Genomic DNA, 26,412 nt, shown 5'->3' on the forward strand with positions numbered 1-26,412 from the left:
TAAATTCTGCCGGAAACTGTCCAAACGAATCCGGTCGGCTCTCTAGCCGGCGCCCCCCGGCCGCACTCCTGCCTCCGCCAGCGCCTTGGCGCCGACATAGTCGGTCTTGCCGGTGCCCAGCAGCGGAATGCGCTCGACCTTCAGCACCACCTTCGGCACCAAAAGCTCGGCCAGGCCCCGGGTCCGGAAGTGGGCCAGAACCGCGTCCCGCGAAGCCTCGGCGCGGTCGGTCAGCATCACCAGTTGCTCGCCCTTCCTGTCGTCGGCCAGGGCGACCACCGCGTGCTGGTTGTCCGGCCACAACGCGGCCAGCTCGGCCTCGACCTTGCCCAACGACACCATCTCGCCGGCGATCTTGGCGAAGCGCTTGGCCCGGCCGACGATGCGCACGAAGCCCAGATCATCGATGGTGACGATGTCGCCGGTGTCATACCAGCCCTCGGGCGGCGGCTCCAGCTCGCCGGGCTTTTCCACCCGGTAATAGCCCAGCATGACATTGGGGCCCTTCACCCACAGCCGGCCGCCTTCGTCGATGCCGGGTATCGCTTCCAGGCGGTGCGAGATGCCCGGCAGCAGGCGGCCGACGCTGCCGGCCTGGAAGTGCATCGGCGTGTTGACCGCCAGCACCGGCGCCGTCTCGGTGGCGCCGTATCCTTCCAGGATGCGCAGGCCGAACTTGTCCATCCACACCCGCCGGGTCTCGTCCTTGACCTTCTCGGCGCCAGCGAAGACATAGCGCACGCTGTAGAAATCGTAAGCGTTGGCGACCCGGGCATAGCCCGACAGGAAGGTGTCGGTGCCGAACATGATGGTGGCATTGGTGTCGTAGACCAGCTCGGGCACGATGCGGTAATGCAGCGGGCTGGGATACAAGAACACCTTGATGCCGGCCAGCACCGGCAGCAGCAGCCCGCCGGTCAGCCCGAAGGAATGGAACACCGGTAGGGCGTTGAACACGATGTCGGTGGGGCTGAAGGCGACGCGGGCGGCCAACTGGGCGCAGTTGGACAAGATGTTGGCGTGCGACAGCACCACCCCCTTGGGCGTGCCTTCCGAGCCCGAGGTGAACAAGATCACCGCCGGATCATCGGGCTTGGCCCCGGTGCGGCGATGGATGGCGGCGGCGAAGGGCCGGGCCAGCAGGGCGCGGACCTTGTCGAACGGCCCCATGCCGCCGCCGATATCTTCCAGGTACAGCACCCGGACCTTGGCCTCCAGTGCCTCGCTCATGGCCGACAGGCGGGCCTGGTCGATGAAGCGGCGCGAGGTGACGATGGTGGCGATGCGGGCCGCCTCGCAGGCCGCCAGCACATTGCCGGCCCCGGTCGAGAAATTCAGCATGGCCGGCACCCGCGCCGTCGCCTGCAGAGCGAAGAAGGTGGCGGCGGTGGCGGCGGCGTTGGGCAACAGCAGGCCGACTGCCTCGCCCGGGCGGGTGACGGCCGACAGTACCCGGCCCAAGGCCAGGCCAGAGGCCACCAGCCGGTCATAGGTCAGCGGCTTGCGGTTGACGTCATCGACCGCCAGCGCCTCGCCGCCATGGATGCGGGCGGTGTCCAACAGGGCGCCGAACAAGGTGCGGTCGCGGTGCGCGGTCTCGAACATCATCGCCGACATGACGTCGTAAAGGGCGATTCCGATGTGGCGGCGGCGGGCGCGGCCCTTGATCTCGTCCGGCACGTCGAAACGCCGGGGCGGCAGCACGGTGATGGTGATGGTGGGGAACCACCGCAGGCGCAGCTTGCCCTTGAGGCGCGAGAAGGGGGTGAACTCGGCGCCGTCGATGCGGATCGGCACCACCGGTGCCCCGGCGCGGTCGGCGATCATTCCCGGCCCCTCGTAGATCTTCATCAGCGCGCCGGTGACGGTCAGGCGGCCCTCGGGGAAGATCACCAGGCTCTTGCCCTCTTGCACCACGCGGATCAGGCTTTTGGTCGACATCGGGTTGGTGGGATCGACCTGGAAGGCATCGACCACCCGCAGGAACGGCTTTACCCACCATTGCCTGGCGGTGAAGGTGTTGATGGCGAAGACCGGCTTTTGGGGGAAGAAGGCGGCCAGCAGCGCCGGGTCGAGGAACGAGGTGTGGTTGACCACGATCACCGCGGGTTCGCCAGCCTTGGGCAGGTTTTCCAGGCCGCGCACCTTGACGCGGTACATCCGGCGGAACAACCAGGCGAACAGGCCCTTCAGCACGGCATCGGGCAGCAGGCCGCAGATATGGATGGCCACTCCCAGATTGGCCAGACCCAGGGTCAGGAAGATGTCGGTGGCGGTGAAGCCGGCCGCCAGCAAGGCAGCGCTGGCCAGGGCGGCGGCGACGATGAAGGCGGCGTTGACCAGATTGTTGGCGGCCACCACGCGCGAGCGCTCGGCTTCGTCGGAATGGGCCTGCAAGATGGCGTAAAGCGGCACGATATAGATGCCGCCGCACACGGCGAAGGCCAGCAGGTCGGCCAGCACCCGCCAGCATTCCGGCCGGGCCAGGAACTCGGACAGGCCGGCCAGGCCCGGCCCCCCCGCCGCAGGTCCCGCGGCGAACCACAGATCCAGCGCGAACAGGGTCATGCCCAGGGCGGCGAAGGGGACGTGGCGGGCCGAGACCTCGCCGTTCAGCATGCGGCCGCACAGCACCGACCCCACGCCGATGCCGATCGAGAACATGGTCAGCATCAGCGTCACCACATGCTCGTCGGCGATCAGCACCTCCTTGGCGAAGGCGGGGAATTGCGACAGATAGGTCGCGCCCACCAGCCAGAACCACGAAATGCCCATCACCGACAAGAACAGGTCGCGCCGTTTCCTGACCAGGCCGTAAAGCGTGGCGGTCTCGCGCATCAGGTTCAGGCCGACCTTGACCTGGGGATTGGCCCCATGGGCCTTGGGCAGCGCCAGGCTGGCGGCGAAGCCTAAGGTCGCCAGCGCCACCATCGACCAGGCGACGATGGAAAGGCCGTTCTCGACCAGCACCAAGGTCCCGCCGGCGATGGTGCCCAGCAAGATGGCCAGGAAGGTGCCGCCCTCGATCAGGGCGTTGCCGCCGATCAGTTCGTCTTCCTTCAGATATTCCGGCAGCACGGCGTACTTGATCGGGCTGGTGAAGGTCGATTGCAGGCCCAGCAGGAACAGCGCGATCAGCATGCCGGTCACGTTTTCGGCCATCAGCGCCCAGGCGCCCAGGGCGGAAATGGCGATCTCGGCCGCTTTCCAGCCCTTCATCAGCACGGATTTTTCGTAGCGGTCGGCCATCTGGCCGGCGGTGGCCGAGAACAGGAAATAGGGCGAGATGAACAAGCCGGCCGCCACCGTCGCCAGCACCTGCGGCTCCATGCCGGCCCGTGCCCCCAATTGGTAGACCACCAGGATGACCAGCGCGTTCTTGAAGAAATTGTCGTTGGCGGCGCCGAAGAACTGGCTGATGAACAGCGGCAGGAAGCGGCGCCGCGCCAACAGGTGGAAGGTTTTGTCAACCATGGGGGGCCTCGGTGGGATTGAGCGCGCGCCAGCAGGCGTTGGCGATAGTATCGGTGAAACGGGACAGGGGGGCGTCCAGGCGGCCATAGACGATGGCGGTGGCCGGCTGCAGCATCAGCCCCAGGATCATGGCAGTGCCCAAGGCGGCATCGGTCAAGGTCACCTCGCCGTCGCGGATGCCTTGCTCGACCAGGGAATGCAGCACCGAGACCGGGTTGTCCTCGCCGTCGTGGACGCGTGGCAACGCCTGATGCTGGACCAGCAGCAGGAAGCGGAACAGGGTCGGGTTGTCGTCGTGGAAGCGAAACAATTCGGCCACCAAGGCCGCCAGCCGGGCGCGAAAGCCGACGATGGGTCGCCCAAGCTCGGCCAGCCGGCGGGCGAAGGCGGCGTAGTTGCTGGCGAACAGGTCGGCGACCAGATCGTCCTTCGAGGCGTAGTGGCGATAAAGGGTGCCTTCGGCGATGCCGGCGGCCTGGGCCAGGTCGCGCACGCTGGTCTCGGTCACGCCCTTGGTGACGAACAGCGTCAGCGCCGCGTCGTGAATGCGCAGTTTGGTCGCTCGTCCGTCCCGCATGATCCCACCTTACTAATGTGAACGTTCACTCACAATGGCAGGAGAACATGCCGCCGTCAAGACGGCAGCCTGCTAAGTCAGCGGGACGCCGGGCAGGGTGAAGGTGAAGACGCTGCCTTCACCGGGGGTGGATTCCACCGAGATGGTGCCGCCCAGGCGTTCGACGATGCTGCGGCACATGGTCAGGCCGATCCCGGTGCCTTCGGCGGTGGAATTGGGGTCTAGCCGCTGAAACATGTCGAAGACCTTATCGAAATATTGCGGCTCGATGCCGATTCCGTTGTCGGCGATGGCGAACCTCCACAGGTTTTCGCTGTGGCGGCGGGCCGACAGCGAAACCTTCAAGGTCCGATTCGGGGAACAATACTTGATGGCGTTGCCGATCAGATTCTGGAACAGGCTGGCGATCAGCGAGTTCTCGCCCATGACCGATGGCATTTCGCCGACGACGACCACGCCCCCAGTCTTGGCCAGATCAGGCTCGAAGATCTGCAGCACCTTGCTCACCACATCGCCGACATAGACCGGGTGCAGGTTTTCCGCCTTGCGCCCGACCCGGGAATATTCCAGCAGGTCGGTGATCAGGCTGCGCATCTGCTTCGAGCCGTCGATGATGAAGTCCATGTATTCCCGGGCATCGCCATCCAGCTGCGTGCGCAGCTTGCGTTCCAGCAATTGGGTGTAGTTGATGATGTTGCGCAGCGGCGTCTGCAGGTCGTGCGAGGCGACATAGGCGTAACGCTCGAGATCGGCATTGGCCTTGCGCAGCGTCAGCTCGACCTGCTTGCGCCGGGTGATGTCGCTGAAGACCGCGATGTAATGGGCGATCTGGCCCTTGTCGTCGCGCAGGGAATTGATCGACAGCCATTCGTGATAGGTTTCGCCGTTCTTGCGCCGGTTCTGGATTTCGCCTTCCCAGCAACCGCGCTCCTGCAGCGTCCGCCACATGTTGGCGTAGAATTCGGGCGAGTGGACCCCCGATTTCAGCATGTTCGGCGAATGACCGACGATCTCGTCCGGGGTGTAGCCGGTGATTTCCGAGAAGGCCCGGTTGACCGAGATGATGACGTTGTTGGCGTCGGTGATGATGGTGCCTTCCGAGGCGTTCTCGAACACCTTGGACGACAGTTCCAGCTTGTCCTCGGCCAGCTTCTTGTCGGTGACGTCGGTGATGATGATCACCACGCCGTGGGTGTCGCGCTGGGTCGTATCGACATAGGGTGTCAGACGCATGACGTAGCGGCGGCCGTCATTGCGGACGATATCCAGCTCGTCGGTGCGCCCCGAGGTCAGGACCCGGCTGATATGGCCCAGGATGTGGGCCTCGTCGAAATGCGTGGTGATGGCGGCCAGGTTCTGCGGCTTGTCGGCGGGAATGTCGAAGAACTCGAGGGCGACCTGGTTGTAGCGGGTGACGAACATGTTGGCATCGACCACGATCAACGCCATCTGCAGGCTGTTGAGAATGTTGGTCAGGTCGTTGTTGGTCTCGGCAAGCTCGGTGCTGCGCACGCCCAGCTCGTCGTTGACGGTGACCAGTTCCTCGTTCGAGGCCTGCAATTCCTCGTTGGCGGTTTCCAGTTCCTCGTTGGAGGCCTGCAATTCCTCGTTGGCCGCCTGGGCCTCTTCGTTGAGGGATTGCAGTTCCTCGTTGGCGGTCTCCAGTTCCTCGATCACCGTCTGCAGGTTCTCGCGGTTGAGGACGATTTCCTGCTCGAGGGCGGAAATGCGTTCCGTCGCCTCGTGCCCCGCCGGGCCGGACACCTTGGCGCCGACCGCGGTGCCGGCCTGCGGCTCGAAGCAGACCAGCAGCAATGTGTCGTTCTCTTCGTCGGTCTGGCCGACGAAATGCACCGCCATGCGGTACAGCGTCCCCGCTGGGGTGCCGGGGATTTCCTGCGGTTGGGTGAAGGCGCTTTCGCGGGTGCGGCTGACCCGATGGGCGAAGGCCCGCAATTCCGACCGGAACTGCGAGATGATCAGCGTGAAGACGTTGAAGTCGGCCTTGCCTTGCCGGATGGTCAGGAAACGGCCGCAATCGCCGTAGATTTCGATGATCTCGCCGCTGGCCCCGACCAGGACGCTGGGCGGGGCATAGACCTCGAACAACCGGTCCTGTCCCAGGGCGAAGTTGGGAGACGTCTGTCGACCCGGCTTGGCCGGCAGTCGGCGTTCAGGGAAATCCGCCACGCCTTTCATCCGCGAGAATCCGCCCAGCAGCGGCGTGGCGATCTGGCGACGTCCGTAGATCTTGTTCTTGCGGTCTCGTTCGGTGAAAAGTTCGCCCAGACGGCCCACGGATTCCGACTTGCCGAGGAACAGCGCGCCGCTGTCGCACAAGGCATAGTGGAAGATCTTCAAGACCCGTTCCTGCAACTCGGTCTTGAAATAGATCAGCAGGTTGCGGCAGCTGATCATGTCCAGGCGCACGAAGGGCGGGTCCTGCACCAGGTCCTGGCGCGCGAACAAGGTCATGGCGCGCAGGCTCTTGTCGATCTGGTACATGCCGTTCTGCGCGCTGAAATAGCGGGTGATCAACCGGCTGTCGATGCCGCTGAGCGCCGATTCCGGATAGATGCCGGCCCGCGCGGTGGCGATGGCCTCGGCGTTGATGTCGGTGGCGAAAAGCTGGATGCGGTATTTGTCGCATTCCTCGCCCAATTCCTCGGACAGGATGATGGCCAGCGAGTAGACCTCCTCGCCGGTGGCGCAGCCCGGGACCCAGATCCGAATGTCGTCGCCGGGACGCTTGAGCTTCAACAACTCGCGCAGGCATCGGCGCGCCGCCTCGAAGGCGTCGGGGTCGCGAAAGAACGAGGTCACGCAGATCAGGAAGTTGCCGGCCAATTCCGATAATTCGCGTCGGTGCGACGAGATGTACTCGCCATAGGCGTCCAGGCTGGGAATCTGGATCGCCGCCATGCGGCGCAGAATCTGGCGCGAAATGGTGGCGTCCTTGTAGTTGCTGAAATCCATCCCGGTATAGGTGGCGATCTGGCGAATGATGCCGCGGATGGTCGAGGGCGGCGTGTCTTCGGTTTCCTCGGCGATGGGGGGCCTGGGGCGGCGGACGATGGCGCCCAGCTGGGCGGCAATGTCGTGCGGCGGCAGGACCACGTCGGCGCCGCCGGCGCGGATGGCCGCCTGCGGCATGCTGTCGTACTTCGCCGATTTCGGTTCCTGGGCGATGGTGATGCCGCCGGCGGCCTTGATCGCCTTGATGCCGCGGGCGCCGTCGGACCCGGTGCCCGACAAGATGATGCCGATCACCTGATCTTCCTGGTCGTCGGCCAGGCTGATGAAGAAACGATCCACCGACGGCTTGGGACCGATGGTATTGGTCGGCTTGCTGATGCGAATCTTGCCGCCATTGACCGTCACGTCGGAATTGGGCGGCACCACATAGATGGTGTCGGCCTGGGGGGCAAGATTGTTGGTGGCTTCCTCGATCTTCAGCTTGGTTTCGCGGCTCAGCAGTTCGACCATCAGGCTGCGATGGTCCGGCGACATGTGCTGGGCCACGATATAGGTCATGTTGGCCTTGACCGGCAGCCCGGCGACGAAGGGGCGTAGCGCCTCGAGCCCGCCGGCGGACGCGCCGATGCCGACGAAGTACAGCGAGCCCTCGCCGGGCGTGTTCTGGCTAGCGGTGGACTTGCTCGCCCGGCCGGCCGCCGAAGTCTTGCGGGGCGCCGCACTGGGCTTCGCGCCCCCGTCGGCGGCGGTCGGCAAGGTGGCCTTTCCGCTCGGACGATTCTGAGTCTTTGCCATGCCCGGCCGCCCTCCCAACCCAACCCATCGCACGGACCCAATGCCCGGCGCACGAATCACAAGGCAGTCCAGACAAGCTATACAGGGGATTATATCCCATCAAGACGCGATCGGCGCCCTTATCCGTCTTGCATAGGGTGCAGGAAGGAAGCGCACAAAGCGGAAACTCCTGGGAATGGTGACGGCGCGATGGGGAAGCGTCTTCGGATCGAGGATGCTGGAATCTTCGATTGTGCGCTAACCGCTTTTTAAGTGCGATCGCCGATTCTATCTCCCAGAACAGAGGGTGGGACGTGGGGATGCCGAACCGGGTTGGCGCCGTCATCTGGATCACCGGCCTTTCGGGGGCGGGGAAAAGCACCTTGGGGCATCTGGTGTGGAATGCCCTTAAAGAGGCCGGCCAGCCGGCGCTGTATCTCGACGGCGACGTGCTGCGCGAGATGCTGGGCGCGGTCGATGCCCATGGGCCGGACCAGCGTTTGGCCCTGGCTCACACCTATGGCCGCATGTGCAAGGTGCTGGCCGAGCAAGGGGCCGTGGTGGTGTGCTCGACCATCTCGATGTTCCATGCGGTCCGGCGGTGGAACCGCGACCATATCCCCGGTTATGTCGAGATCTATCTGAAGGTGCCGCTGGATGAACTGGTGCGCCGCGACCCCAAGGGCCTTTACGCCAAGGGGGTGAACATGCAGGGCCTGGATCTGCCGTTCGAGGAGCCCGAGGCCCCCGATCTGGTGATCGACAATTTCGGCGCCACGGCGCCCGATCAGGCCGTGAACCTTATTCTGGACCATCTGAAAGGACATCCGTCATGACCAGTTCGTTGCGTCCCGGAGATTTCTCGCGGCTGGCCGACGATTATTCCGCCTATCGGCCCGGCTATTGCCCGTCGGTGCTGTCGGCCCTGCTGGGGCTTTATCCGTCCTGCGCCATCGATTGCGCCGATGTCGGCGCCGGGACCGGCATCTGGACGCGAATGGTGGCGGCCGCCGGGGTGCGCTCGGTGGTGGCGGTCGAGCCCGACGATTCCATGCGCGCCAACGGCGAGCGCGATAGCGCCGGCACCGGCATCGTCTGGCGCAAGGGCACCGGCGACGCCACCGGATTGGGCGACGCAAGCGTCGATTGGCTCAGCATGGCGTCGTCGTTCCACTGGGTCGATACGGCGGTGGGGCTGGCCGAGTTCGCCCGCGTGCTGCGGCCCGGCGGGCGCTTCGTCGCCCTGTGGAACCCGCGCTGGATCGAGGCCAATCCGCTGCTGGTCGAGATCGAGTCCACTTTGACCGAGCTTTGCCCCGACCTCAAGCGGGTGTCGTCGGGACGCTCGGGCGTGACCGAAACCTTGGCCGCCACCTTGCGCGCCCATCCGCTGTACGAGGATGTGTTGTACCTTGAGGGCGAGCACGTCGCCCGCCAGAGCCCGGCCCAGTATCTGGGCGCCTGGCGCTCGGTCAACGATGTGCAGGCCCAGTTGGGGGCCGAGCGCTTCGCCACCTTCCTGGCCCGGACCGAGGCCCGCATCAAGGACATGGACTTCATCGAAACCACCTACCGCACCCGCGCCTGGACGGCCAGGCGAAAAGGATAGACATGGGCTTCGTCTTTCGCAGCAAGGCGGAAACGCTGGAGGCGCTGGCCGGGCGCCTGCAATCGGCGTCGGTCCTGCCCTTGTTCCATGTCGGTGCCGCCGAGTGGAAAGCCGACCGCGACGGCGTGCTGGCCCGCTTAGGACGGCTGGATTGGGCGGGGTCCCCGCTGATCGTGCGCTCCAGCGCCGAGGGCGAGGATGGCGACGGCTGTTCCATGGCCGGCAAGTTCCTGTCCTTGCCCGATGTCGGATTGGCCGAGGCTGCGGCGGCCATCGACCGGGTGATCGCCGCCTATGGCCGCGACAATCCCAACGACCGCGTGCTGATCCAGCCGATGCTGGCGGGTGTCGCCGCGTCGGGCGTGGCCTTCACCCGCGACCCCTCGACCGGCTCGCCCTATCTGGTGGTCAATGGCGCCGAGGGCGCCGATACCTCGGTGGTGACCGGCGGCAAGGCCGGCGCCACCTGGTGCCACACCCATTGGCGCTTCGGCCCGGAACCGCAAGACGACCGCATCCGCCCGATCCTGCTGCTGGCCCGCGAGCTGATCGCCATCACCGGCCGCGACGCGCTGGATATCGAGTTCGCCTTCGACCAGGGCGGCCGCCTGTGGCTGCTGCAGGTCCGCCCGTTGGCGGTGGCCACCGGAATCGCGGATGCCGAGCTGGGCCGCGCCACCCTTCAGGTGATGGCCAAGGTCGGCCAGGCGATGTGCCCGCATCCGCTGTTGAAGGGTGCCCGTACGGTGTTCGGCATCATGCCCGACTGGAACCCGGCCGAGATCATCGGCGTGCGTCCCAGTCCGCTGGCCTTGTCGCTGTACCGCGAATTGGTCACCGACAGCATCTGGGCCTATCAGCGGCACAATTACGGCTATCGCAACCTTCGAAGCTTTCCGCTGCTGGTCCATTTCCACGGGCTGCCCTATATCGACGTCCGCGTCAGCTTCAATTCCTTCGTGCCGCGCGATGTCGACGGCGAACTGGCGGAAAAGCTGGTCGATTATTACATCGAGCGCCTGCTGGCCCGGCCCAGCCTGCACGACAAGGTCGAGTTCGAGATCGTGCTTTCGGCCTACACCTTCGACATGGACCAGCGGCTGGAGACCTTGGCCGCCCACGGTTTTTCCGAAGGCGAGTGCACCGGCCTGGCCGACGCGCTGCGGCGACTGACCAACACCATCATCAATCGCAAGACCGGCCTGTGGCAGGCCGACATCGAGAAGGTGAGGGTGCTGGAGGAACGCCGCCAGTTGATCCTTTCCAGCCGGATGTCGGCGCGAGAAAAGGTCTATTGGCTGCTGGAGGACTGCAAGCGCTATGGCACGCTGCCTTTCGCCGGCCTGGCGCGGGCCGGCTTCGTCGCCGTGCAGATGCTGCGCTCGCTGGTGGCGGCCGGCGTGCTGGCGCCCGAGGAACTGAACGCCTTCCTGGGCGGGCTCAACACCGTCGGCTCGGAACTGGCGCACGACACCAAGATTTTGGACAAGGCGGCCTTCCTGGCCAAATACGGCCATCTGCGCCCCGGTACCTATGATCTGCGCTCGCCCCGCTATGACCGCGCCCCCGACCTGTATGGCATCGGCGAGGGTGGCGGCGGCGAGCCGCCGCCCCGGCCGCGCTTCGCCCTGTCGCTGCCGCAGATGCGCGCCATCGAATCCTTGCTGGCCCAGCACGGCCTGGACAACGACGTGGTCGGCCTGTTCGATTTCTTCCAGGCGGCGATCGAGGGGCGCGAGAAGTCCAAGTTCATCTTCACCCGCGCTTTGTCCGACGCGCTGGAATTGCTGGCCGAACTGGGCGAAAGCGCCGGCTTCGCCCGCGACGACATGGCCTTCGCCGATATCGCCGTGGTGCGCGAGTGGCAGGCATCTTGCGCCGATGACGCCGATACGTTGGCCGCCTCCATCGCCCGCGGCCGGGCGCAATACCGCCTGACCCAGGCCTTGCTGCTGCCGGCCTTGATCGCCGTTCCCGGCGACGTGTGGTCGTTCGCCACCCTGGACACCGATCCCAACTTCATCACCTTGAAGTCGGTCACCGCCCCGGCCCGGCGCACCGGCGATTCCAGCCTGAAAGGTGCCATCGTCTGTATCGAAAGCGCCGATCCCGGCTTCGACTGGATTTTCGCCCATGGGATCGCCGGCCTGATCACCGCCTTCGGCGGCACCAACTCGCACATGGCCATCCGCGCCGCCGAGCTGGGCATTCCGGCGGTGATCGGGGCCGGCCTGGCCAAGTATAGCCGCTGGGCCAATGCTTCGGTGCTGCATCTGGATTGCGCCAACCGCAAGGTCGAGGTGGTGCGATGACCCGCCTGGTCGGACTGAGCCAGCGGGTGGTGATCGATGCCCGGACCGGCGAACGGCGCGACGCCTTGGATCAGCGCTGGGCGCCATTCCTGGCCGCCTGTGGCATGACCGGCGTACCATTGCCCAACCATCCCGAATCGGCGCTGAAAGTGGCGCAAGCCTGCGGCCTGGCGGCGCTGATCCTGACCGGCGGCAACGATCTGGCGGCGCTGGGCGGCGACGCGCCCGAACGCGACGAAACCGAGCGGGCCCTGCTGGACTGGGCGGCCGAGCGGCTGCCGGTCTTGGGGGTATGCCGCGGTGCCCAGCATCTGGCCTTTCTTTCCGGTGGGCAGCTGGAACGTGTTGCCGGCCATGCCGGCACCCGCCACCAGGTCGAGCCCCTGGTCCGCGAGGTCAACAGCTACCATGATTGGGCCATTACCCTGGCCCCACCTGGCGCCGATGTGCTGGCCCGGGCCGGGGACGGCAGCATCGAGGCCTTCCGCCTGGGCAATCGCACCGCCATCTTGTGGCACCCCGAGCGTGAGCCGGTTCCCCATCCCGACGATGTCGCCCTGCTGAAAGGTTTGTGATGAAGGCCCTGATCCTGGCCGCCGGACGCGGCAGCCGCATGCTGGCCCTGACCGAGGACCGCCCCAAGGGGTTAGTGGAACTGGCCGGCCGGCCGCTGCTGGATTACCAATTGGCCGCCCTGAACGGGGCCGGGTGCGGCCCCATCGGCGCCGTCACCGGCTATATGGCCGGCGCGCTCGAGGGCAGGGGGCTGACCTTGTTCCACAATCCGCGCTGGGCCGAAACCAACATGGTCGCCTCGTTGGCCTGCGCCGAGGAATGGCTTATGGACGGGCCGGTTTTGGTGTCGTACTCGGACATTTTCTACCAGGCCCAGGCGGTCCAGGCGCTGCTGGCCGCCGATGCCGACATCGCCATCACCTTCGATCCCCATTGGCGTGATCTGTGGCAGGCTCGCTTCGCCGACCCGCTGGCCGACGCCGAGACTTTCCGTCGCGACGATCAGGGCTTCCTGGTCGAGATCGGGGCCAGGGCCGCCAGCCTGGATCAGATCGAAGGCCAGTATATGGGCCTGCTGCGCTTCACCCCGGCCGGCTGGCGCAGGGTTCAGGACCTGCGGCAAAGCCTGAGCCCGGAACAGCGCGACCGGCTGGACATGACCGGCATGCTGCGCCGGCTGCTGGAGCAAGGTACGCGGATCCAGGCCGTGCCGGCCCCCTTCCCGTGGGGCGAGGTCGATGCCGAAACCGACCTGGCGGTCTATCAGGCCAAACCGAAAAGCTTCGGCCTGCCAGAATAACGGCTAAGCTATCTCGTCTTGGAAGGCGAGATTTTAGACACAGATGAACACAGATACCCGCTTCGCGGGACACAGATGAAAGGAAAGGTATATAATTTCATCTGTGTTTATCTGTGTTCATCTGTGTCTTAGAGCCGCGCACATAAAATCATGATCAGCCTTTCTTTGTCGTCATTGCCGGGCTTGACCCGGCAATCCATGGACCCCCGGATCAAGTCCGGGGGTGACGGCAGAGGGTATGAACCAGATTAAAGGCTCGATGGTCTAACAGGCGCGCCGCCCTAATGGCTCATCAACACCGGCAGGGTCATGTGCTTGAGGATGTGGCGGGTGCCGCCGCCCTTGAAGAAGGGCAACCCCTCGCCGCTCAGCGCGCCCATCACCAAAAGATCGGCGCCCTGGTCGCAGGCCCGCGACAGCAGCAGGTCCATCACCCCGATATCGTCGCCGGCCAGCACCTCGCGGGTCACCTTGGCGCCGTGGCGGGCCAGGTGGTCGGTGATGGACAAGGGCGGCAGGCCGGCCGCCGGCACGGTCGCCTCGCCCCGGCGCACCGACACCACCTCGACCACATCGGCACCTTCCAGCAGGGCCATCGAATCATTCAAGGCGCGGGCCGCCTCGCGTCCGCCGTTCCACGCCACCAGGGCATTCGAGCCGATGGTCGGATAGTCCCCCACCGACGGCAGAATCAGAACCGGCCGGCCCGATTGCACCACCACCTGCTCGATCAGTTGCTCGGGCGCGTTCTTGCCGTCGTGATGCTGGCCCAGGATGGTGAGATCGTGGAAACGGGCGCACACCGCGGTCTCGGCCAGAACGTGCGCCGGCTCGCCATGGGCCAGGCGCCACCAGCGGCTATCCAGGCCCGATCCGTCCAGGCACGCGGCGAACTGGCGCTCGGACTGGGACGCGGCCGCCTCGAAGGCGTCGGAAGCGCGATGGGCCACCACCGCCAGCCCCTGATGCTCGAGCCGGGCGAACAGGCCGGTCAGCCGGCCGCCGAACCGCTTGGCCAACGCCATCGCCGCCGTGATGCGCAAGGGATCGCGCTCGCCGCCGTCCAGATGGACCAGGATGTCCTTGAACATGGTTCTTTCTCCGAATGGGATCAGGCGTCGATACCGCGCTTCTTCAGCCAGGGGGCGAACACGCCGACGATACCGGCCCGGAAAGCCAGGACGCAGATGACGAAGATGATGCCCTGGATGATGGTCACCCACGATCCGGCGGTGGCGAAATAGTTCTGGATGGTCACCACCAGGAAGGCTCCGGCGGTCGGCCCCAGCACGGTGCCGACGCCGCCCAGCAGGGTCATCAGCACCACCTCGCCCGAGGCATGCCAATGGACATCGGCCAGCGAGGCCAGCTGGAACACCAGGCTTTTGGTCGAGCCGGCCAGCCCGGCCAGGCCGGCCGAGATGACGAAGGCCACCAGCTTGTAGCGTTCCACCTGATAGCCCAGCGAGATGGCGCGCGGCTCGTTGTCGCGGATGGCCTTCAGGACCTGGCCGAACGGCGAATGCACCACCCGGTACAGGAAGAACACGCCCACCAGGAAGATCGCCAGCACGAAGTAATACATGTTCATGGTGTCGTTCAGGTCGATCAGCCCGAACAGATGGCCGCGCGGCACGCCCTGGATGCCGTCCTCGCCATGGGTGAACGGGGCCTGCAATGCCACGAAGAACATCAATTGCGAAAGCGCCAGGGTGATCATGGCAAAATAGATGCCCTGGCGGCGGATGGCCAGCCAGCCGACCACCGCACCCAGGCCGGCCGCGCACACAGTGCCCAGCAAGATGGCCAGTTCCGGGGTCAGCCCCCATTCCTTGGCGGCATGGGCGGTGATATAGGCCGACCAGCCGAAGAACATCGCATGGCCGAACGACAGCAGGCCGACATAGCCCAGCAGCAGGTTGAAGGCGGCGGCGAACAGGGCGAAGCACAGACCCTTCATCAGGAACACCGGATAGACGGCGAAGGGTGCGGCCAGGGCCACGATCACCAGCACCGCCACGAACAGCGACTGGCGCCTGGAAGAGGCGGCGACGGCGGGGGCCTGAACCGCCAGGGAAACCGGGGAATGGGTCATGGCGTCACGCTCCCTTGCCGAACAGGCCGGCGGGCTTGATCAGCAGCACCACCACCATCACCATGAAGATGACCGTGCTGGCCGCTTCGGGGTAGATCACCTTGGTCAGGCCTTCCAGCATGCCCAGCATGAAGCCGGTGACCACCGAGCCCAGGATCGAGCCCATGCCGCCGATCACCACCACGGCGAACACCACGATGATCAGGTTCGAGCCCATCAGCGGATTGACCGAATAGATGGGTGCTGCCAGCACGCCGGCGATGCCGGCCAGGGCCACGCCGAAGCCGTAGGTCAGGGTGATCATCACCGGCACGTTGATGCCGAAGGCCTGGACCAGGGCGGGGTTCTCGGTGGCGGCGCGCAAATAGGCGCCCAGCTTGGTCTTCTCGATCAACAGCCAGGTGCCCAGGCACAGCACCAGCGAGGCCACCACCACCCAGGCGCGATAGATCGGCAGATACATGAAGCCCAGATTCCAGCCGCCGGCCAGTTCCTTCGGCACCGCATAGGGCATGCCGGAAATGCCGTAAAGCTGGCGGAAGATGCCTTCGATGATCAAGGCCAGGCCGAAGGTCAGCAGCAGGCCGTACAGATGGTCCAGCTTGTAAAGCCTGGACAGCATGGTCCGTTCCAGGACAATGCCGAAGGCGGCCACCGCCAGCGGCGCCAGCACCAGGGCGACCCAGTAATTGGCCCCCAGATAGGTCAAGGCCAGCCAGGCGACGAAGGCCCCCATCATGTATTGGGCGCCGTGCGAGAAATTGATGATGTTGAGCAGGCCGAAAATCAGCGCCAACCCCAGGCTGAGCATGGCGTAAAAGGCGCCGTTGATCAGTCCGAGCAGCAATTGCCCGAACAAGGCGGCGGTGGGGATGCCGAACAGGGTCATCATGGCTATCGGGCCTCGCTTGGGCGGGTTCCGCCCGGGACGGGGCGCCTTGATCGCGCCCCGCCCCGGTCGGACGTCATCTTACTTCTTCACCAGATCGCACTTGCTGTCGGCCAGCGGCTGATAGGCCTCGTCGCCGGGGATGGTGCGGGTGATCTTGTAGTAATCCCAGGGGCCCTTCGATTCGGCCGGCTTCTTGACCTGGGCCAGATACATGTCGTGGACCATGCGGCCGTCGGCGCGGATCTTGCCGTTCTTGGCGAAGCCGCTGGCATCCTTGATGGGCAGGGCGCGCATCTGGTCGGCGACCTTCATGCCGTCGTCGGTCTTGGCGGCGGCCAGGGCCTTCAGGTAATGGATCACCGACGAATAGGTGCCGGCATGGACCATCGACGGCATCTTGCCGTCCATCTTGGCCGACCAGCGCTTGGATCAGGCGCGGGTCTCGTCATCCATGTCCCAGTAATAGCCGGTGGTCATCATCATGCCCTGGGCGGTGTCCAGCCCCAGCGAGTGGATGTCGGTGATGAACACCAGCAGACCGGCCAGCGACTGGCCGCCCTGGGTGATGCCGAATTCCTTGGCCTGCTTGATCGAGTTGATGGTGTCGGCGCCGGCATTGGCCAGGCCGATGATCTGGGCGCCCGAGCTTTGCGCCTGCAGCAGGAAGGACGAGAAATCCGAATTGGGGAAGGGATGGCGCACCGCGCCCTTGATCTCGCCGCCATTGGCCTTGACCACGCGCTCGGTCTGGGCCTGCAGATCGTGGCCGAAGGCGTAGTCGGCGGTCAGGAAGTACCACGACTTGCCGCCGTTCTTGACCACCGCGTTGGCGGTGCCGTTGGCCAGCGCCGCGGTGTCGTAGGTCCAGTGGAAGCCGGTGGGCGAGCACTTGGCGTTGGTCAGCGCGGTCGAGGCCGCCCCCGACACCAGGTCGATCTTGCCCTTTTCCTTCGACACCTCGCGCACCGCCACGGCGGCCGCGGTGGTCACCAGTTCGGCGATGGCGTCGACCTGCTCGGTGTCATACCACTTGCGGGCGATGGACGAGGCGATGTCGGCCTTGTTCTGATGGTCGGCCGAGACGATCTCGACCGGCACGCCGTTGACCTTGCCGCCGAAATCCTCGACCGCCATCTGGGCGGCGATGATGGTTCCCTTGCCGGCCAGGTCGGAATAGGTGCCCGACAGGTCGGTCAGGATGCCGATCTTGATCTTGTTGTCGCTATAGGCCTGCTGGGCCTGGGCCTGGGCGACGGTCATGGCGGTCAGACAGGCCGCTCCGATCAAAGCTTTCTTCAACATCGTCTCTACTCCCGTTTGGTTTTATCTTGTCCTTAAACGCCCAAATATCCCTTCAGCTTGTCCATGCTTTGGGACAGCTGATCGTTGGGGATCATGTCGATGACCTTGCCGTGCTCGACCACGTAATGGCGGTCGGCGACGGTCGCGGCGAAGTGGAAGTTCTGTTCCACCAGCAAGATGGTGAAGCCCCTGGATTTCAGTTGGCGGATGATGTCGCCGATATGCTGGACGATCACCGGGGCCAGGCCCTCGGTCGGCTCGTCCAGCAGCAAAAGCTTGGCGCCGGTGCGCAAGATGCGGGCGATGGCCAGCATCTGCTGCTCGCCGCCCGACAATTTGGTGCCCTGGCTGGAAGCACGCTCCAGCAGGCGCGGGAACAGGCCGTAGACCTCGTCCAGGCTCATGCCGCCGTCTTGCACCACCGGCGGCAGCACCATGTTCTCGCGCACGTTCAGCGAGGCGAAGATGCCGCGCTCTTCCGGGCACAGGGCGATGCCCAACCGGGCGATGCGGTTCGACGCCAGGCCGACGGTCTCGGTGCCGCCGAAGGTGACGCTGCCCTGGCGCTTGGCCACCATGCCCATGATCGACTTCATGGTGGTGGTCTTGCCGGCGCCGTTGCGGCCCAGCAGGGTGACCACTTCGCCGGCCGCCACCTCGAAGTCCATGCCGTGCAGGATGTGCGATTCGCCGTACCAGGCTTCCAGCCCAGAGACCTTCAACAGCGCGTCGGGCTTATGCATGGCTGCCCACTCCGTGTCCCATATAGGCCTCGATCACTTCCGGGTTCTTGGAAATCTCGCCGTACGGCCCCTCGGCCAGCACCTTGCCCAGCTTGAGGACGGTGATGGTGTCGGACAGGTCGGCGACCACCGACAGATTGTGCTCGACCATCAGCACCGTGCGGCTGGCCGATACCCGCCGGATCAATTGGGCGGTGCGGGCGACGTCCTCGCTGCCCATGCCGGCCATCGGCTCGTCCAGCAGCAGCATTTCGGGCTCGAGCGCCAAGGTGGTGGCGATTTCCAGCGCCCGCTTGCGGCCATAGGACAATTCACCGGCGGCGATGTCGCGGTATTCCAGCATGCCGACATCGTCCAGCAATTGCTCGGCCCGCTCGTTCAGGCTGTCGAGCGAGCGGTCGGACTGCCAGAAATGCATTGAATTGCCCTGCTTGCGCTGCAGCGCCACGCGAACGTTTTCCAGCGCGGTCAGATGGCCGAACACCGCCGAGATCTGGAAACTGCGCACCATGCCCAGCCGGGCGATGGCCGCCGGCTCGGTCCTGGTGATGTCGCGGCCGTTCAGCAAGATCTGCCCGCGCGACGGCTGCAGGAATTTGGTGATCAGGTTGAAGCAGGTGGTCTTGCCGGCGCCGTTGGGGCCGATCAGCGCGTGGATGGTATGGCGACGAACCCGCAGATTGACGTCCGAGACCGCGACGAATCCCTTGAACTCCTTGGTCAGATTCTTCGTCTCGACGATGAAATCGTCACCCATTCCCGCCTCCCGCAGTCACACCGGCGCCTTGGTCGCTGCCAAGATTGCAGATTGGATTGCCATGTCGGAATTGCAACCCAGCCATCCAAATTTGCCGATGAAAATTGTCATGCAGGACAGAAGAAGTCAAAGGTAATATTGTTCACAAACAATAGTGAATTTGAAATGATTAGTATTGTTTGCGTACAATTCGTTACAATTGATGTAATGATGCGATGCTAGGCTGGGCCTCATCTGTGAGTGCGGCCCACAAGCGTTTGCGCCGCGACGCCAAAATTCAAATCGGACAGAAGTGGATCACGTCCGGGCATGACGGAAATGGGGGCTAAGGCGCCATGTCGGCGCCTTTCCGACCCTGTCAGACCGGATCGGGCGCCAGGACGGCGATGCCGGCGGCGGCGATCTCGCAATCCTGGTCTTCGTGGGCGCCGGATATTCCCAACGCGCCGATCAACTCGCCCGCCACGAAGACCGGGACGCCGCCGCCGATGGGGATGAAGCCGGCGCGGCCGTTCAGTCCTTCCAGCACATGGGGCCGGTCGCCGATGCGTGCCTTCCACGCCGCCGTGGGGACGCCGAAGCCGGCGGCCGTCTTGGCCTTGTCGGTCGAGATCACCACCCCGTGAAAGGGGGCGCCGTCCATGCGCAACAGCGCCTTGGGATGGCCGCCGGCATCGACCGCGACGGCGGTGATCTTCAGCCCCATCGCCTTTGCCCGGATCACCGCCGCATTCACGGCGGCCAAAGCCTGTTCTTCGGTCATGAAAGGTCTCCTGTCGGTCAAACCCAGCCCATCGCGCCGGCTCCGGCGCCGACGGCGATCAGCCATAACGGATTAAGCCTGGTCTTCACCATCACCCCCAGGGCGGCGGCGAACAGCAGGCCTTGCGCCCAGTCGTGGACGGTCATGGTGGTGAGCGACCAGGCGGTGGCGCCGACCATGCCGATGGGTAAGGGCATGATAGCGCGGCGGATGGTCGCCCCCCAGCCGCCCCAGCGGATCTTGGCGCCGAAATGCAGCGACGCCATGGCCAGGATCGAGGGCGGCACGATCAGCGCGGTGGTGGCGGCGACGGCCCCGGTCAGGCCGGCCGCCTGCATGCCGACCAAGGTGGCGAACAAAAGATTGGGGCCGGGCGCGATCTGGGCCAGGGTGAAGCATTCGACGAAGACCTGGGGCGTCATCCACGGATGGGTCTCGGTGACGAAGCGCAGCATTTCCGGGGTCAGCGCCAGCACGCCGCCGCCGATGGCCATCATCGACAACAAGGCGAAATGCAGGAACAAGCTGACCGAGATTTCCAGATCGCTGTTCATCGCCGCTTCCCCCAATGGCCGATGGCGATGGCGGCCGTGGCCAGCACCGCCATCACCGCCGGCAACGGCCAGTGCATCACGCCGACGCCGGCGAACATGGCCAAAGCGAACAGCACCGGCACCGGGGCCAAGGGCAGCGAGCGGATCATCGCCAGCGCCATCGCCGCCACCATGGCGGCGGCCACGACCGACATGCCGCGAATGACGTCCTGGACCAGCGGCACGGTGCCGACCCGCTGGTAGATTGCGCCCAGCGCCAGAACGACCATCGACGGCAGCAGGACCATGCCGGTGACGGCGGCTATCGCGCCGGGGACCCCACGGCGGCGTTGGCCGATGATGATGGCCAGGTTGCAGATGGTCGGGCCGGGCAGCACCTGGGCGAAGGCGAAGATTTCGGCGAATTCCTCGGGCGTCAGCAATTTCTTCTGTTCGACCAGCGCGCGCCGCGCCCACGGCATGACGCCGCCGAAGCCGATCAAGGCCAGCCGCGAGAACAAGACGAACAATCCCCACACGGTGGGGTTCTCGCGGGGCTTATCCATGGGCGGGGCGTCCGAAGGCGGGCAGGCCGACGGCATGCAGGCGAATGCCGTCCAGGATGGCCTGGGCGATGGGCGGCAGCAGCGCGCCATCCCTCAGCGTCAGGCCGATCTGGCGGGTGGTCTGGCCCAGCGGCACCTGCAGCTCGACCAGCACGCCGGACTCGATTTCCACCTGCAACTGGCGCGGCGACATCGCCGTCAGCATGTCGCTGCTGCCCAGCAATTGCCGCACGATGGCCAGATCGCCGGTCTCGACCGAGGCCTCGGGCGGGGTCAGGCCCAGTTCGGCGAAGGAATCGTCGATCAGCCGGCGGCCGGGGGCGTCGGGGCGCGGCAGGATCCATTGCTCGTTCAGCAGGCTTTCCAGCGCGATCATCGGCCGGTCCGCCCATGGATGGCCGGCGCGGGCGACGATGCCGATGCGGTCCTCGAACAGCGATTCGGTCAGCAGGCCGCGGCACAGCGCCTCGGGCCTCAGTGCGCCGAAGATCAGGTCGATGTCGCCGGTGCGCAGGCCCGACACCAGCACGTCATAGGGGGCCTCGACCATCTTGACCCGGATCTTGGGGAAGCGCTTCAAGGTATGGGCGATGGCGGTGGGCAGGATGTAGGTGCGCCCCAGCGGCAGGGCGCCGATGATCACCGTGCCGGTCTGGGTGCCGGCCAGGCCCGAGATGTCGGCCTCCATGTGGCGCAGCTCGGCGAAGATGCGCTTGGCCGCCGCCACCAGCTTGTCGGCCTTGTCGCTGGCCACCATGCCCTGCGGCATGCGGTGGAACAAAGGCTGGCCGATGGCGCCCTCGATCCGAGACAGCGCCATGCTGGCCCCGGCCTGCGACATCCCCAGCTTTTCCGCCGCCGCCGACAGGTGGCGCAGTTCGGCCAATTGTTCCAGCATCTGCAGTTTGCGGCCGCTGAACATCAGGTTGGCAAGCACGTTGCGCGAAATCGCCCCCAGCGCGCGCGAGCGGCACAGTTCCTCGACGGTCTGCTCGGCCTGGTCGTTGATGCGCAAAGCTCGGCGCAGCACCGCCTCGCCATAGGCCGACAGCAGCATGCCGCGCGGCTTTCGCTCGAACAGCACCACGCCCAGCGCGCGTTCCAGCTCGCGGATCGAGCGGGTGATCGCCGACGAGGCCTTGAAGATGTCGTCGGACGATTTGGTGATGCTGCCGGTGATGGCCACCGACAGGAAGGCCCGCAGATGCGTCAGCGTCAGTTCCGGCGTGATGGCGTCGGCATGGACAATGTTCATCGAACCGAAGGCTCCAACATGACGTGCACCCGGCGAAAGCCTGTCGCACAACCTTATCTTAGGCCAACAGATGGCCGCTGTAGAAGGGACCATCACAAAAATAGAATGCAGTTTCACGAATGGGCAATGTCTTGTCGGCCGACCGGGCGCGTATAGTCACAGTCACAAAAAGCGAGCTGTCGTGGGCTGATTCATGGCCGGCGGCTGACCGAGAAGGCAGGAGGAGGACAGTCCATGTTCAGGAAGATGTTGGGGGCCGCGATGGCGGTCGCCGTGATGGGTGGCGCCTCGGGTGCCGATGCCCAGGAAGTGACCTTGAAGGTGCACCACTTTCTTGGGCCGCAGGCGCCGCAGCATGCCGCCGTTCTGGCGCCCTGGTGCGACAAGCTGGCCAAGGAATCGAACGACAAGCTGAAGTGCCAGATCTTTCCGGCCATGCAGTTGGGCGGCACGCCGCCCCAGCTTTACGATCAGGCCCGTGACGGCATCGCCGACGTCATCCTGGTTCTGGCCGGCTATGCCGCCAACCGCTTCCCGCGCATGGAAGTGTTCGAACTGCCCTTCATGATGACCAATGCCGAGGCCACCAGCCGCGCCGCCTGGGATTACCAAGAGACCCTGGCCAAGGACGAGTTCGCCGAGACCAAGCTGCTGGCGACCTTCGTGCACGGTCCGGGCAACATCTACACCACCAAGAAGAAGATCGAGAAGCTGGACGACTTCAAGGGTCTGAAGCTTCGCGCCCCGACCCGCCAGACCAACAAGCTGTTGGCGATGATGGGCGCTTCGCCGGTCGGCATGCCGGTGCCGGCGGTGCCCGAGGCCATTTCCAAGGGCGTCATCGACGGCGCGGTCATTCCCTACGAGGTGGCGCCCGCCATCAAGATGAACGAGCTGGTCAAGCACACCGCCGAGACCGACCGGTCCTACAACGCGCTTTATACCGCGGTGTTCCTGGTGGCGATGAACAAGGCCAAGTACGATTCGCTGCCGGCCGACCTGAAGAAGGTGCTGGACGCCAATTCGGGCGGCGAGGTGTCGGGCATGTTCGGCAAGGCCATGCTGGCCGCCGACGCGCCGGCCAAGGAGAAGATGCTGGCCTCGGGCGTCGAGATCAACGTGATCCCGGCCGCCGAGCTCGACAAGTGGAAGAAGGCCTCGGACGCCTTGGACGATGCCTGGGTCAAGGACATGGATGCCAAGGGCTTCGACGGCAAGAAGCTGCTGCTCTCGGCCCAGGACCTGACCAAGAAGTACACCAAGTAGACCGCATTTCGGGGGCGGCCTTTGGGCCGCCCCCTCCCCGAAATTCAGGAGGGTGTCATGGCTGACGCCATTTACACCGAGACGGACACGCAATACGGTCCGATCGGAAGGGTGCTTGACGCCCTGTCCAAGGCCTTCGCCATCGCGGCGGGAATCGTGCTGACCGTGCTGGCGATCTTGTCATTGGTCAGCATCATCGGGCGCTCGGCCTTCGCCATGCCGGTGATGGGCGATTACGAACTGGTGCAGATCATGTCGGCGGTGGCCGTGGCCATGTCGCTGCCGTTCTGCCAGATGGTGCGCGGTCACGTGATCGTCGATTTCTTCACCCATAATTGCCCGCCCAAGCTCAACCGCTTCCTTGACCTGATCGCCAACCTGCTGCTGGCCTTCGGCGCCTTCCTGTTCGCCTGGCGCAACGCGGTCGGCTTGATGGAGCTCAGGAAGTCGGGCGACGCCTCGATGCTGCTCGATATCCCCACCTGGGTCGGCTACGTCCCCTTCATCCTGTCCTTCGCCCTGCTGGGCTGCACCGCGCTGTACTCGGCCTGGGAAGATTTCACCGGAGAGCGCAAATGAGCGGTATCGAGTATGGCCTGATCATCGGCGGCCTGATGATCCTGCTGCTGGCGCTCCGCGTCCATATCGGCGGCGCGATGCTGATCGCCGGCACCATCGGCTATTACTGGTTCAGCGGCGCCGATCCGGTCTTGAGCTATTTCAAGCACGCGGCCTATGCCCGCTTTTCGGTCTATGACCTGTCGGTGGTGCCGCTTTTCCTGCTGATGGGCCAGTTCGCCACCCATGGCGGCCTGTCCAAGGCGCTGTTCAAGGCCGGCAACGCCATGATCGGCCATTGGCGCGGCGGCATGGCCATGGCCGGCGTCTCGGCCTGCGCCGGCTTCGGGGCCATCTGCGGCTCGTCGCTGGCGACTGCCGCCACCATGGCCCAGGTGGCCCTGCCGGAACTGCGCAGCCACGGCTATTCGCCGCGCCTGGCCGGCGCCGCCCTGGCTGCCGGCGGCACGCTGGGCATCCTGATCCCGCCCTCGGTGCCGCTGGTGATCTATGCCATCTTGACCGAACAAAGCATCGGCAAGCTGTTCATGGCCGCCTTCATTCCCGGCATCATCGCAGCCCTCGGCTACATGGCGGTGATCTCGATCATCGCGCGGCTGTCGCCGGGCGACGCCCCGGCCGGCGACCGCTTCAGCTGGGGCCAGCGCCTGCAGGCCATCATCGATACCTGGCCGGTCATCTTGATCTTCGCCGTGGTGATCATCGGCATCTATGGCGGCTGGTTCACGCCGACCGAGGCGGCCTCGGTCGGCACGGTCGCCACCGCCTTCGTCGCCTGGAAGTCGGGCGGTCTGAAGGGCAGGGGCTTCCTGGAATGCGTCTACGGCGCCGCCAAGGCCACCGGCATGATCTTCCTGATCCTGCTGGGCGCCGACGTGCTGAACGTGTTCCTGGCGCTGACCCAGATGCCGGCCGAATTGGCCCGCTGGGTGGTCGGGTTGAACCTGCCGCCCCTGATGATCATCTTCACCATCATCGCCATCTACCTGTTCCTGGGCTGCATCATGGACAGCCTGTCGATGCTGATGCTGACCATTCCGATCTTCTTCCCGATCATCGTCGGCACCGATTTCTGGGGCATGGAGCTGGAACCCAAGGCGATCTGGTTCGGTATCGTCGCCCTGATGACGGTGGAAATCGGTCTGATCACGCCGCCGGTCGGCATGAACGTCTACATCATCAGCTCGATGGCCAAGGACATTCCCATGAAGGAGGTGTTCAAGGGCATCGTGCCGTTCCTGTGCTCGGACCTGGCGCGCATCGTTTTGCTGGTGTTCTTCCCCTCGATCACGCTGATCGCGCTTAACTTCTAGGAGAGCGTTTCATGGCCCGCATCATCGGCGGCATCGCCTGTTCCCATACGCCCACCATCGGTTTCGCCGTCGATGGCGACAAGCGCAACGATCCCGTATGGAAGCCGATCTTCGACGGCTTCGAGCCGGCCCGCCAATGGCTGGCCGACACCAAGCCCGACGTCTTGTTCATGATCTTCAACGATCATGTCACCTCGTTCTTCTTCGACCATTACTCGGCCTTCACCCTGGGCATCGACAGCCAGTACGGCGTCGCCGACGAAGGCGGTGGGGCGCGTGACCTGCCAATGGTGCCGGCCCACGCCGCGCTGGCCCAGCATATCGGCGCCTCGCTGATGGCCGACGAGTTCGACATGTCCTTCTTCCAGGACAAGAAGCTGGACCATGGCAGCCTGTCGCCGCTGTCGATGCTGTGCGACCATCCCGACGGTTCCTGGCCCATCCCGATCGTGCCGCTGGCGGTCGGCGTGCTGCAATTGCCGGTTCCGTCGGCCAAGCGCTGCTGGAAGCTGGGCAAGGCCTTGCGCCGGGCGGTGGAAAGCTATCCGGAAGATCTGAAGGTGGCGGTGATCGCCACCGGCGGCCTGTCGCATCAGGTCCACGGCGCCCGGGCCGGCTTCACCAACCAGGAATGGGACCACCAGTTCCTGGACTTGTTCGAGAAGGACCCCGAATCCCTGACCCGGCTGACCATCGCCGACCTGGCCGAGCTGGGCGGCGTCGAAGGGGCGGAAGTGATCATGTGGCTGATCATGCGCGGCGCGCTGTCGGCCGGCATCAAGAAGCTGCACCAATCCTATTACCTGCCGTCGATGACCGGCATCGCCATCGCCGTCTATGAGAACCAGGACCAGACGCTGCCCAAGGACAAGGAAGCCGAACAGCGCGCCCATATCGGGCACCAACTGGCCGGGGCCGAGCAGATTTCCGGCATCCATCCCTTCACCCTGGCGACCAGCGTCAGGGCTTATCGGCTTAACAAGTTCCTGCACCGCATGATCGAGCCCGATCATCGCCAGCGTTTCCTGGCCGACCCCGAAGGTGCCTTCGCCGAATGGGGCCTGACCGAGGAAGAGAGTGACATGGTGCGCCGCCGCGACTGGGACGCGTTGATCCGGTACGGCGTGATCTTCTTCATGCTGGAAAAGCTGGGCGCGGTGGTCGGTGTTTCCAACCTGCACATCTATGCCGCCATGCGCGGCGAAACGCTGGAACAGTTCCTGGCCACCCGCAACCAGCCGACCGCCCTGTACTCGGTCGCCGGCAAGGAGGGCATGAAGGACCTGAAATGGGATAAGGCCAGTTAAGAAC

21 protein-coding genes and 1 pseudogene are annotated in these 26,412 nt (G+C 65.1%); 9 read left to right on the plus strand and 13 right to left on the minus strand.

Translation table 11 applies throughout. The features are described 5' to 3' along the window. Nucleotides 1-42 precede the first annotated feature (42 nt). From MTBLM5_RS02990 to MTBLM5_RS03000, 3 genes are all read right to left on the minus strand, one after another. Nucleotides 43-3,474: an acyl-[ACP]--phospholipid O-acyltransferase gene (locus tag MTBLM5_RS02990; protein ID WP_173974321.1), complete on the minus strand. Its 3,432-nt coding sequence runs from the start codon at nucleotides 3,472-3,474 to the stop codon at nucleotides 43-45. Then, complete coding sequence (locus tag MTBLM5_RS02995) at nucleotides 3,467-4,051, minus strand: TetR/AcrR family transcriptional regulator (RefSeq protein ID WP_173974322.1); 585 nt, start codon at nucleotides 4,049-4,051, stop codon at nucleotides 3,467-3,469. Before MTBLM5_RS02995 ends, MTBLM5_RS02990 begins: the two co-directional genes overlap by 8 nt. Nucleotides 4,052-4,123: 72 nt before the next feature. Beyond that, entirely contained in the window at nucleotides 4,124-7,822 is a 3,699-nt protein-coding gene (locus MTBLM5_RS03000; protein WP_173974323.1) for a chemotaxis protein CheB, read from the minus strand. 299 nt (nucleotides 7,823-8,121) lie between these two features. Between MTBLM5_RS03000 and MTBLM5_RS03005 the strand changes: the two genes are divergently transcribed. Genes MTBLM5_RS03005 through MTBLM5_RS03025 form a run of 5 tightly spaced genes read left to right on the plus strand, consistent with a single transcriptional unit; the run spans nucleotide 8,122 to nucleotide 13,037 of the window. Then, a complete protein-coding gene (locus MTBLM5_RS03005) occupies nucleotides 8,122-8,637 on the plus strand; it encodes an adenylyl-sulfate kinase (RefSeq protein ID WP_173974324.1) in 516 nt (171 codons plus the stop codon). After that, nucleotides 8,634-9,410, plus strand: coding sequence for a class I SAM-dependent methyltransferase (locus tag MTBLM5_RS03010; RefSeq protein WP_173974325.1), 777 nt, complete (start codon nucleotides 8,634-8,636; stop codon nucleotides 9,408-9,410). The genes MTBLM5_RS03005 and MTBLM5_RS03010 overlap by 4 nt, the downstream gene beginning before the upstream one ends. A gap of 2 nt (nucleotides 9,411-9,412) precedes the next feature. Then, on the plus strand, nucleotides 9,413-11,722 hold the full coding sequence (locus MTBLM5_RS03015; RefSeq protein WP_173974326.1) for a PEP/pyruvate-binding domain-containing protein: 2,310 nt from the start codon (nucleotides 9,413-9,415) through the stop codon (nucleotides 11,720-11,722). Continuing rightward, nucleotides 11,719-12,297, plus strand: a complete 579-nt coding sequence (locus MTBLM5_RS03020) for a gamma-glutamyl-gamma-aminobutyrate hydrolase family protein (protein WP_173974327.1) — start codon at nucleotides 11,719-11,721, stop codon at nucleotides 12,295-12,297. The genes MTBLM5_RS03015 and MTBLM5_RS03020 overlap by 4 nt, the downstream gene beginning before the upstream one ends. Then, on the plus strand, nucleotides 12,297-13,037 hold the full coding sequence (locus tag MTBLM5_RS03025) for an NTP transferase domain-containing protein (protein ID WP_173974328.1): 741 nt from the start codon (nucleotides 12,297-12,299) through the stop codon (nucleotides 13,035-13,037). Before MTBLM5_RS03020 ends, MTBLM5_RS03025 begins: the two co-directional genes overlap by 1 nt. A gap of 281 nt (nucleotides 13,038-13,318) precedes the next feature. Here MTBLM5_RS03025 and MTBLM5_RS03030 read toward each other — a convergent pair whose 3' ends face one another. The 10 genes and pseudogenes from MTBLM5_RS03030 to MTBLM5_RS03075 all read right to left on the minus strand — a co-directional run bounded on the left by MTBLM5_RS03030 (nucleotide 13,319) and on the right by MTBLM5_RS03075 (nucleotide 21,943). After that, nucleotides 13,319-14,128 carry a universal stress protein gene (locus MTBLM5_RS03030; protein WP_173974329.1) on the minus strand — a complete coding sequence of 270 codons (810 nt, stop codon included), beginning with the start codon at nucleotides 14,126-14,128 and terminating at the stop codon, nucleotides 13,319-13,321. Nucleotides 14,129-14,148: 20 nt separating this feature from the next. Further along, on the minus strand, nucleotides 14,149-15,132 hold the full coding sequence (locus tag MTBLM5_RS03035) for a branched-chain amino acid ABC transporter permease (protein WP_173974330.1): 984 nt from the start codon (nucleotides 15,130-15,132) through the stop codon (nucleotides 14,149-14,151). A 4-nt stretch (nucleotides 15,133-15,136) separates the two neighbouring features. Beyond that, complete coding sequence (locus MTBLM5_RS03040; protein WP_217424961.1) at nucleotides 15,137-16,021, minus strand: branched-chain amino acid ABC transporter permease; 885 nt, start codon at nucleotides 16,019-16,021, stop codon at nucleotides 15,137-15,139. 81 nt (nucleotides 16,022-16,102) lie between these two features. Continuing rightward, nucleotides 16,103-17,326: pseudogene (locus tag MTBLM5_RS03045) on the minus strand (ABC transporter substrate-binding protein). A 32-nt stretch (nucleotides 17,327-17,358) separates the two neighbouring features. After that, a complete protein-coding gene (locus MTBLM5_RS03050) occupies nucleotides 17,359-18,069 on the minus strand; it encodes an ABC transporter ATP-binding protein (protein WP_173974332.1) in 711 nt (236 codons plus the stop codon). After that, a complete protein-coding gene (locus tag MTBLM5_RS03055; protein ID WP_173974333.1) occupies nucleotides 18,062-18,826 on the minus strand; it encodes an ABC transporter ATP-binding protein in 765 nt (254 codons plus the stop codon). Before MTBLM5_RS03055 ends, MTBLM5_RS03050 begins: the two co-directional genes overlap by 8 nt. Nucleotides 18,827-19,184: 358 nt before the next feature. Next, nucleotides 19,185-19,589: a heme-binding protein gene (locus tag MTBLM5_RS03060; RefSeq protein WP_173974334.1), complete on the minus strand. Its 405-nt coding sequence runs from the start codon at nucleotides 19,587-19,589 to the stop codon at nucleotides 19,185-19,187. Between the two features lie 17 nt (nucleotides 19,590-19,606). Beyond that, nucleotides 19,607-20,143, minus strand: coding sequence for a chromate transporter (locus MTBLM5_RS03065; protein WP_173974335.1), 537 nt, complete (start codon nucleotides 20,141-20,143; stop codon nucleotides 19,607-19,609). Next, nucleotides 20,140-20,688 (minus strand): chromate transporter, encoded by a 549-nt coding sequence (locus tag MTBLM5_RS03070; protein WP_173974336.1) that lies wholly within the window; start codon nucleotides 20,686-20,688, stop codon nucleotides 20,140-20,142. Before MTBLM5_RS03070 ends, MTBLM5_RS03065 begins: the two co-directional genes overlap by 4 nt. Further along, nucleotides 20,681-21,943 carry a LysR family transcriptional regulator gene (locus MTBLM5_RS03075; protein ID WP_173974337.1) on the minus strand — a complete coding sequence of 421 codons (1,263 nt, stop codon included), beginning with the start codon at nucleotides 21,941-21,943 and terminating at the stop codon, nucleotides 20,681-20,683. The genes MTBLM5_RS03070 and MTBLM5_RS03075 overlap by 8 nt, the downstream gene beginning before the upstream one ends. 234 nt (nucleotides 21,944-22,177) lie before the next feature. Here MTBLM5_RS03075 and MTBLM5_RS03080 point away from each other — a divergent pair, with 234 nt between their 5' ends. Genes MTBLM5_RS03080 through MTBLM5_RS03095 form a run of 4 tightly spaced genes read left to right on the plus strand, consistent with a single transcriptional unit; the run spans nucleotide 22,178 to nucleotide 26,408 of the window. After that, complete coding sequence (locus MTBLM5_RS03080; protein WP_173974338.1) at nucleotides 22,178-23,209, plus strand: TRAP transporter substrate-binding protein; 1,032 nt, start codon at nucleotides 22,178-22,180, stop codon at nucleotides 23,207-23,209. 57 nt (nucleotides 23,210-23,266) lie between these two features. Continuing rightward, nucleotides 23,267-23,788: a TRAP transporter small permease gene (locus tag MTBLM5_RS03085; protein WP_173974339.1), complete on the plus strand. Its 522-nt coding sequence runs from the start codon at nucleotides 23,267-23,269 to the stop codon at nucleotides 23,786-23,788. Further along, the gene (locus MTBLM5_RS03090) at nucleotides 23,785-25,101 is read left to right on the plus strand and encodes a TRAP transporter large permease (protein WP_173974340.1); all 1,317 of its coding nucleotides are present in this window, start codon (nucleotides 23,785-23,787) and stop codon (nucleotides 25,099-25,101) included. The genes MTBLM5_RS03085 and MTBLM5_RS03090 overlap by 4 nt, the downstream gene beginning before the upstream one ends. Before the next feature lie 11 nt (nucleotides 25,102-25,112). Then, nucleotides 25,113-26,408, plus strand: a complete 1,296-nt coding sequence (locus tag MTBLM5_RS03095; RefSeq protein WP_173974341.1) for a gallate dioxygenase — start codon at nucleotides 25,113-25,115, stop codon at nucleotides 26,406-26,408. The last annotated feature ends 4 nt before the right edge of the window (nucleotides 26,409-26,412 follow it).

Origin of the sequence: Magnetospirillum sp. LM-5 (genome assembly GCF_902729445.1) — a bacterium.
GTDB lineage: Bacteria > Pseudomonadota > Alphaproteobacteria > Rhodospirillales > Magnetospirillaceae > Magnetospirillum.

Coding starts and splice junctions, on each gene's coding strand:
- MTBLM5_RS02990 (WP_173974321.1), bottom strand. CDS start 3,474: ATGGTTGACAAAACCTTCCACCTGTTGGCGCGGCGCCGCTTCCTGCCG.
- MTBLM5_RS02995 (WP_173974322.1), bottom strand. CDS start 4,051: ATGCGGGACGGACGAGCGACCAAACTGCGCATTCACGACGCGGCGCTG.
- MTBLM5_RS03000 (WP_173974323.1), bottom strand. CDS start 7,822: ATGGCAAAGACTCAGAATCGTCCGAGCGGAAAGGCCACCTTGCCGACC.
- MTBLM5_RS03005 (WP_173974324.1), top strand. CDS start 8,122: ATGCCGAACCGGGTTGGCGCCGTCATCTGGATCACCGGCCTTTCGGGG.
- MTBLM5_RS03010 (WP_173974325.1), top strand. CDS start 8,634: ATGACCAGTTCGTTGCGTCCCGGAGATTTCTCGCGGCTGGCCGACGAT.
- MTBLM5_RS03015 (WP_173974326.1), top strand. CDS start 9,413: ATGGGCTTCGTCTTTCGCAGCAAGGCGGAAACGCTGGAGGCGCTGGCC.
- MTBLM5_RS03020 (WP_173974327.1), top strand. CDS start 11,719: ATGACCCGCCTGGTCGGACTGAGCCAGCGGGTGGTGATCGATGCCCGG.
- MTBLM5_RS03025 (WP_173974328.1), top strand. CDS start 12,297: ATGAAGGCCCTGATCCTGGCCGCCGGACGCGGCAGCCGCATGCTGGCC.
- MTBLM5_RS03030 (WP_173974329.1), bottom strand. CDS start 14,128: ATGTTCAAGGACATCCTGGTCCATCTGGACGGCGGCGAGCGCGATCCC.
- MTBLM5_RS03035 (WP_173974330.1), bottom strand. CDS start 15,132: ATGACCCATTCCCCGGTTTCCCTGGCGGTTCAGGCCCCCGCCGTCGCC.
- MTBLM5_RS03040 (WP_217424961.1), bottom strand. CDS start 16,021: ATGACCCTGTTCGGCATCCCCACCGCCGCCTTGTTCGGGCAATTGCTG.
- MTBLM5_RS03050 (WP_173974332.1), bottom strand. CDS start 18,069: ATGCATAAGCCCGACGCGCTGTTGAAGGTCTCTGGGCTGGAAGCCTGG.
- MTBLM5_RS03055 (WP_173974333.1), bottom strand. CDS start 18,826: ATGGGTGACGATTTCATCGTCGAGACGAAGAATCTGACCAAGGAGTTC.
- MTBLM5_RS03060 (WP_173974334.1), bottom strand. CDS start 19,589: ATGACCGAAGAACAGGCTTTGGCCGCCGTGAATGCGGCGGTGATCCGG.
- MTBLM5_RS03065 (WP_173974335.1), bottom strand. CDS start 20,143: ATGAACAGCGATCTGGAAATCTCGGTCAGCTTGTTCCTGCATTTCGCC.
- MTBLM5_RS03070 (WP_173974336.1), bottom strand. CDS start 20,688: ATGGATAAGCCCCGCGAGAACCCCACCGTGTGGGGATTGTTCGTCTTG.
- MTBLM5_RS03075 (WP_173974337.1), bottom strand. CDS start 21,943: ATGAACATTGTCCATGCCGACGCCATCACGCCGGAACTGACGCTGACG.
- MTBLM5_RS03080 (WP_173974338.1), top strand. CDS start 22,178: ATGTTCAGGAAGATGTTGGGGGCCGCGATGGCGGTCGCCGTGATGGGT.
- MTBLM5_RS03085 (WP_173974339.1), top strand. CDS start 23,267: ATGGCTGACGCCATTTACACCGAGACGGACACGCAATACGGTCCGATC.
- MTBLM5_RS03090 (WP_173974340.1), top strand. CDS start 23,785: ATGAGCGGTATCGAGTATGGCCTGATCATCGGCGGCCTGATGATCCTG.
- MTBLM5_RS03095 (WP_173974341.1), top strand. CDS start 25,113: ATGGCCCGCATCATCGGCGGCATCGCCTGTTCCCATACGCCCACCATC.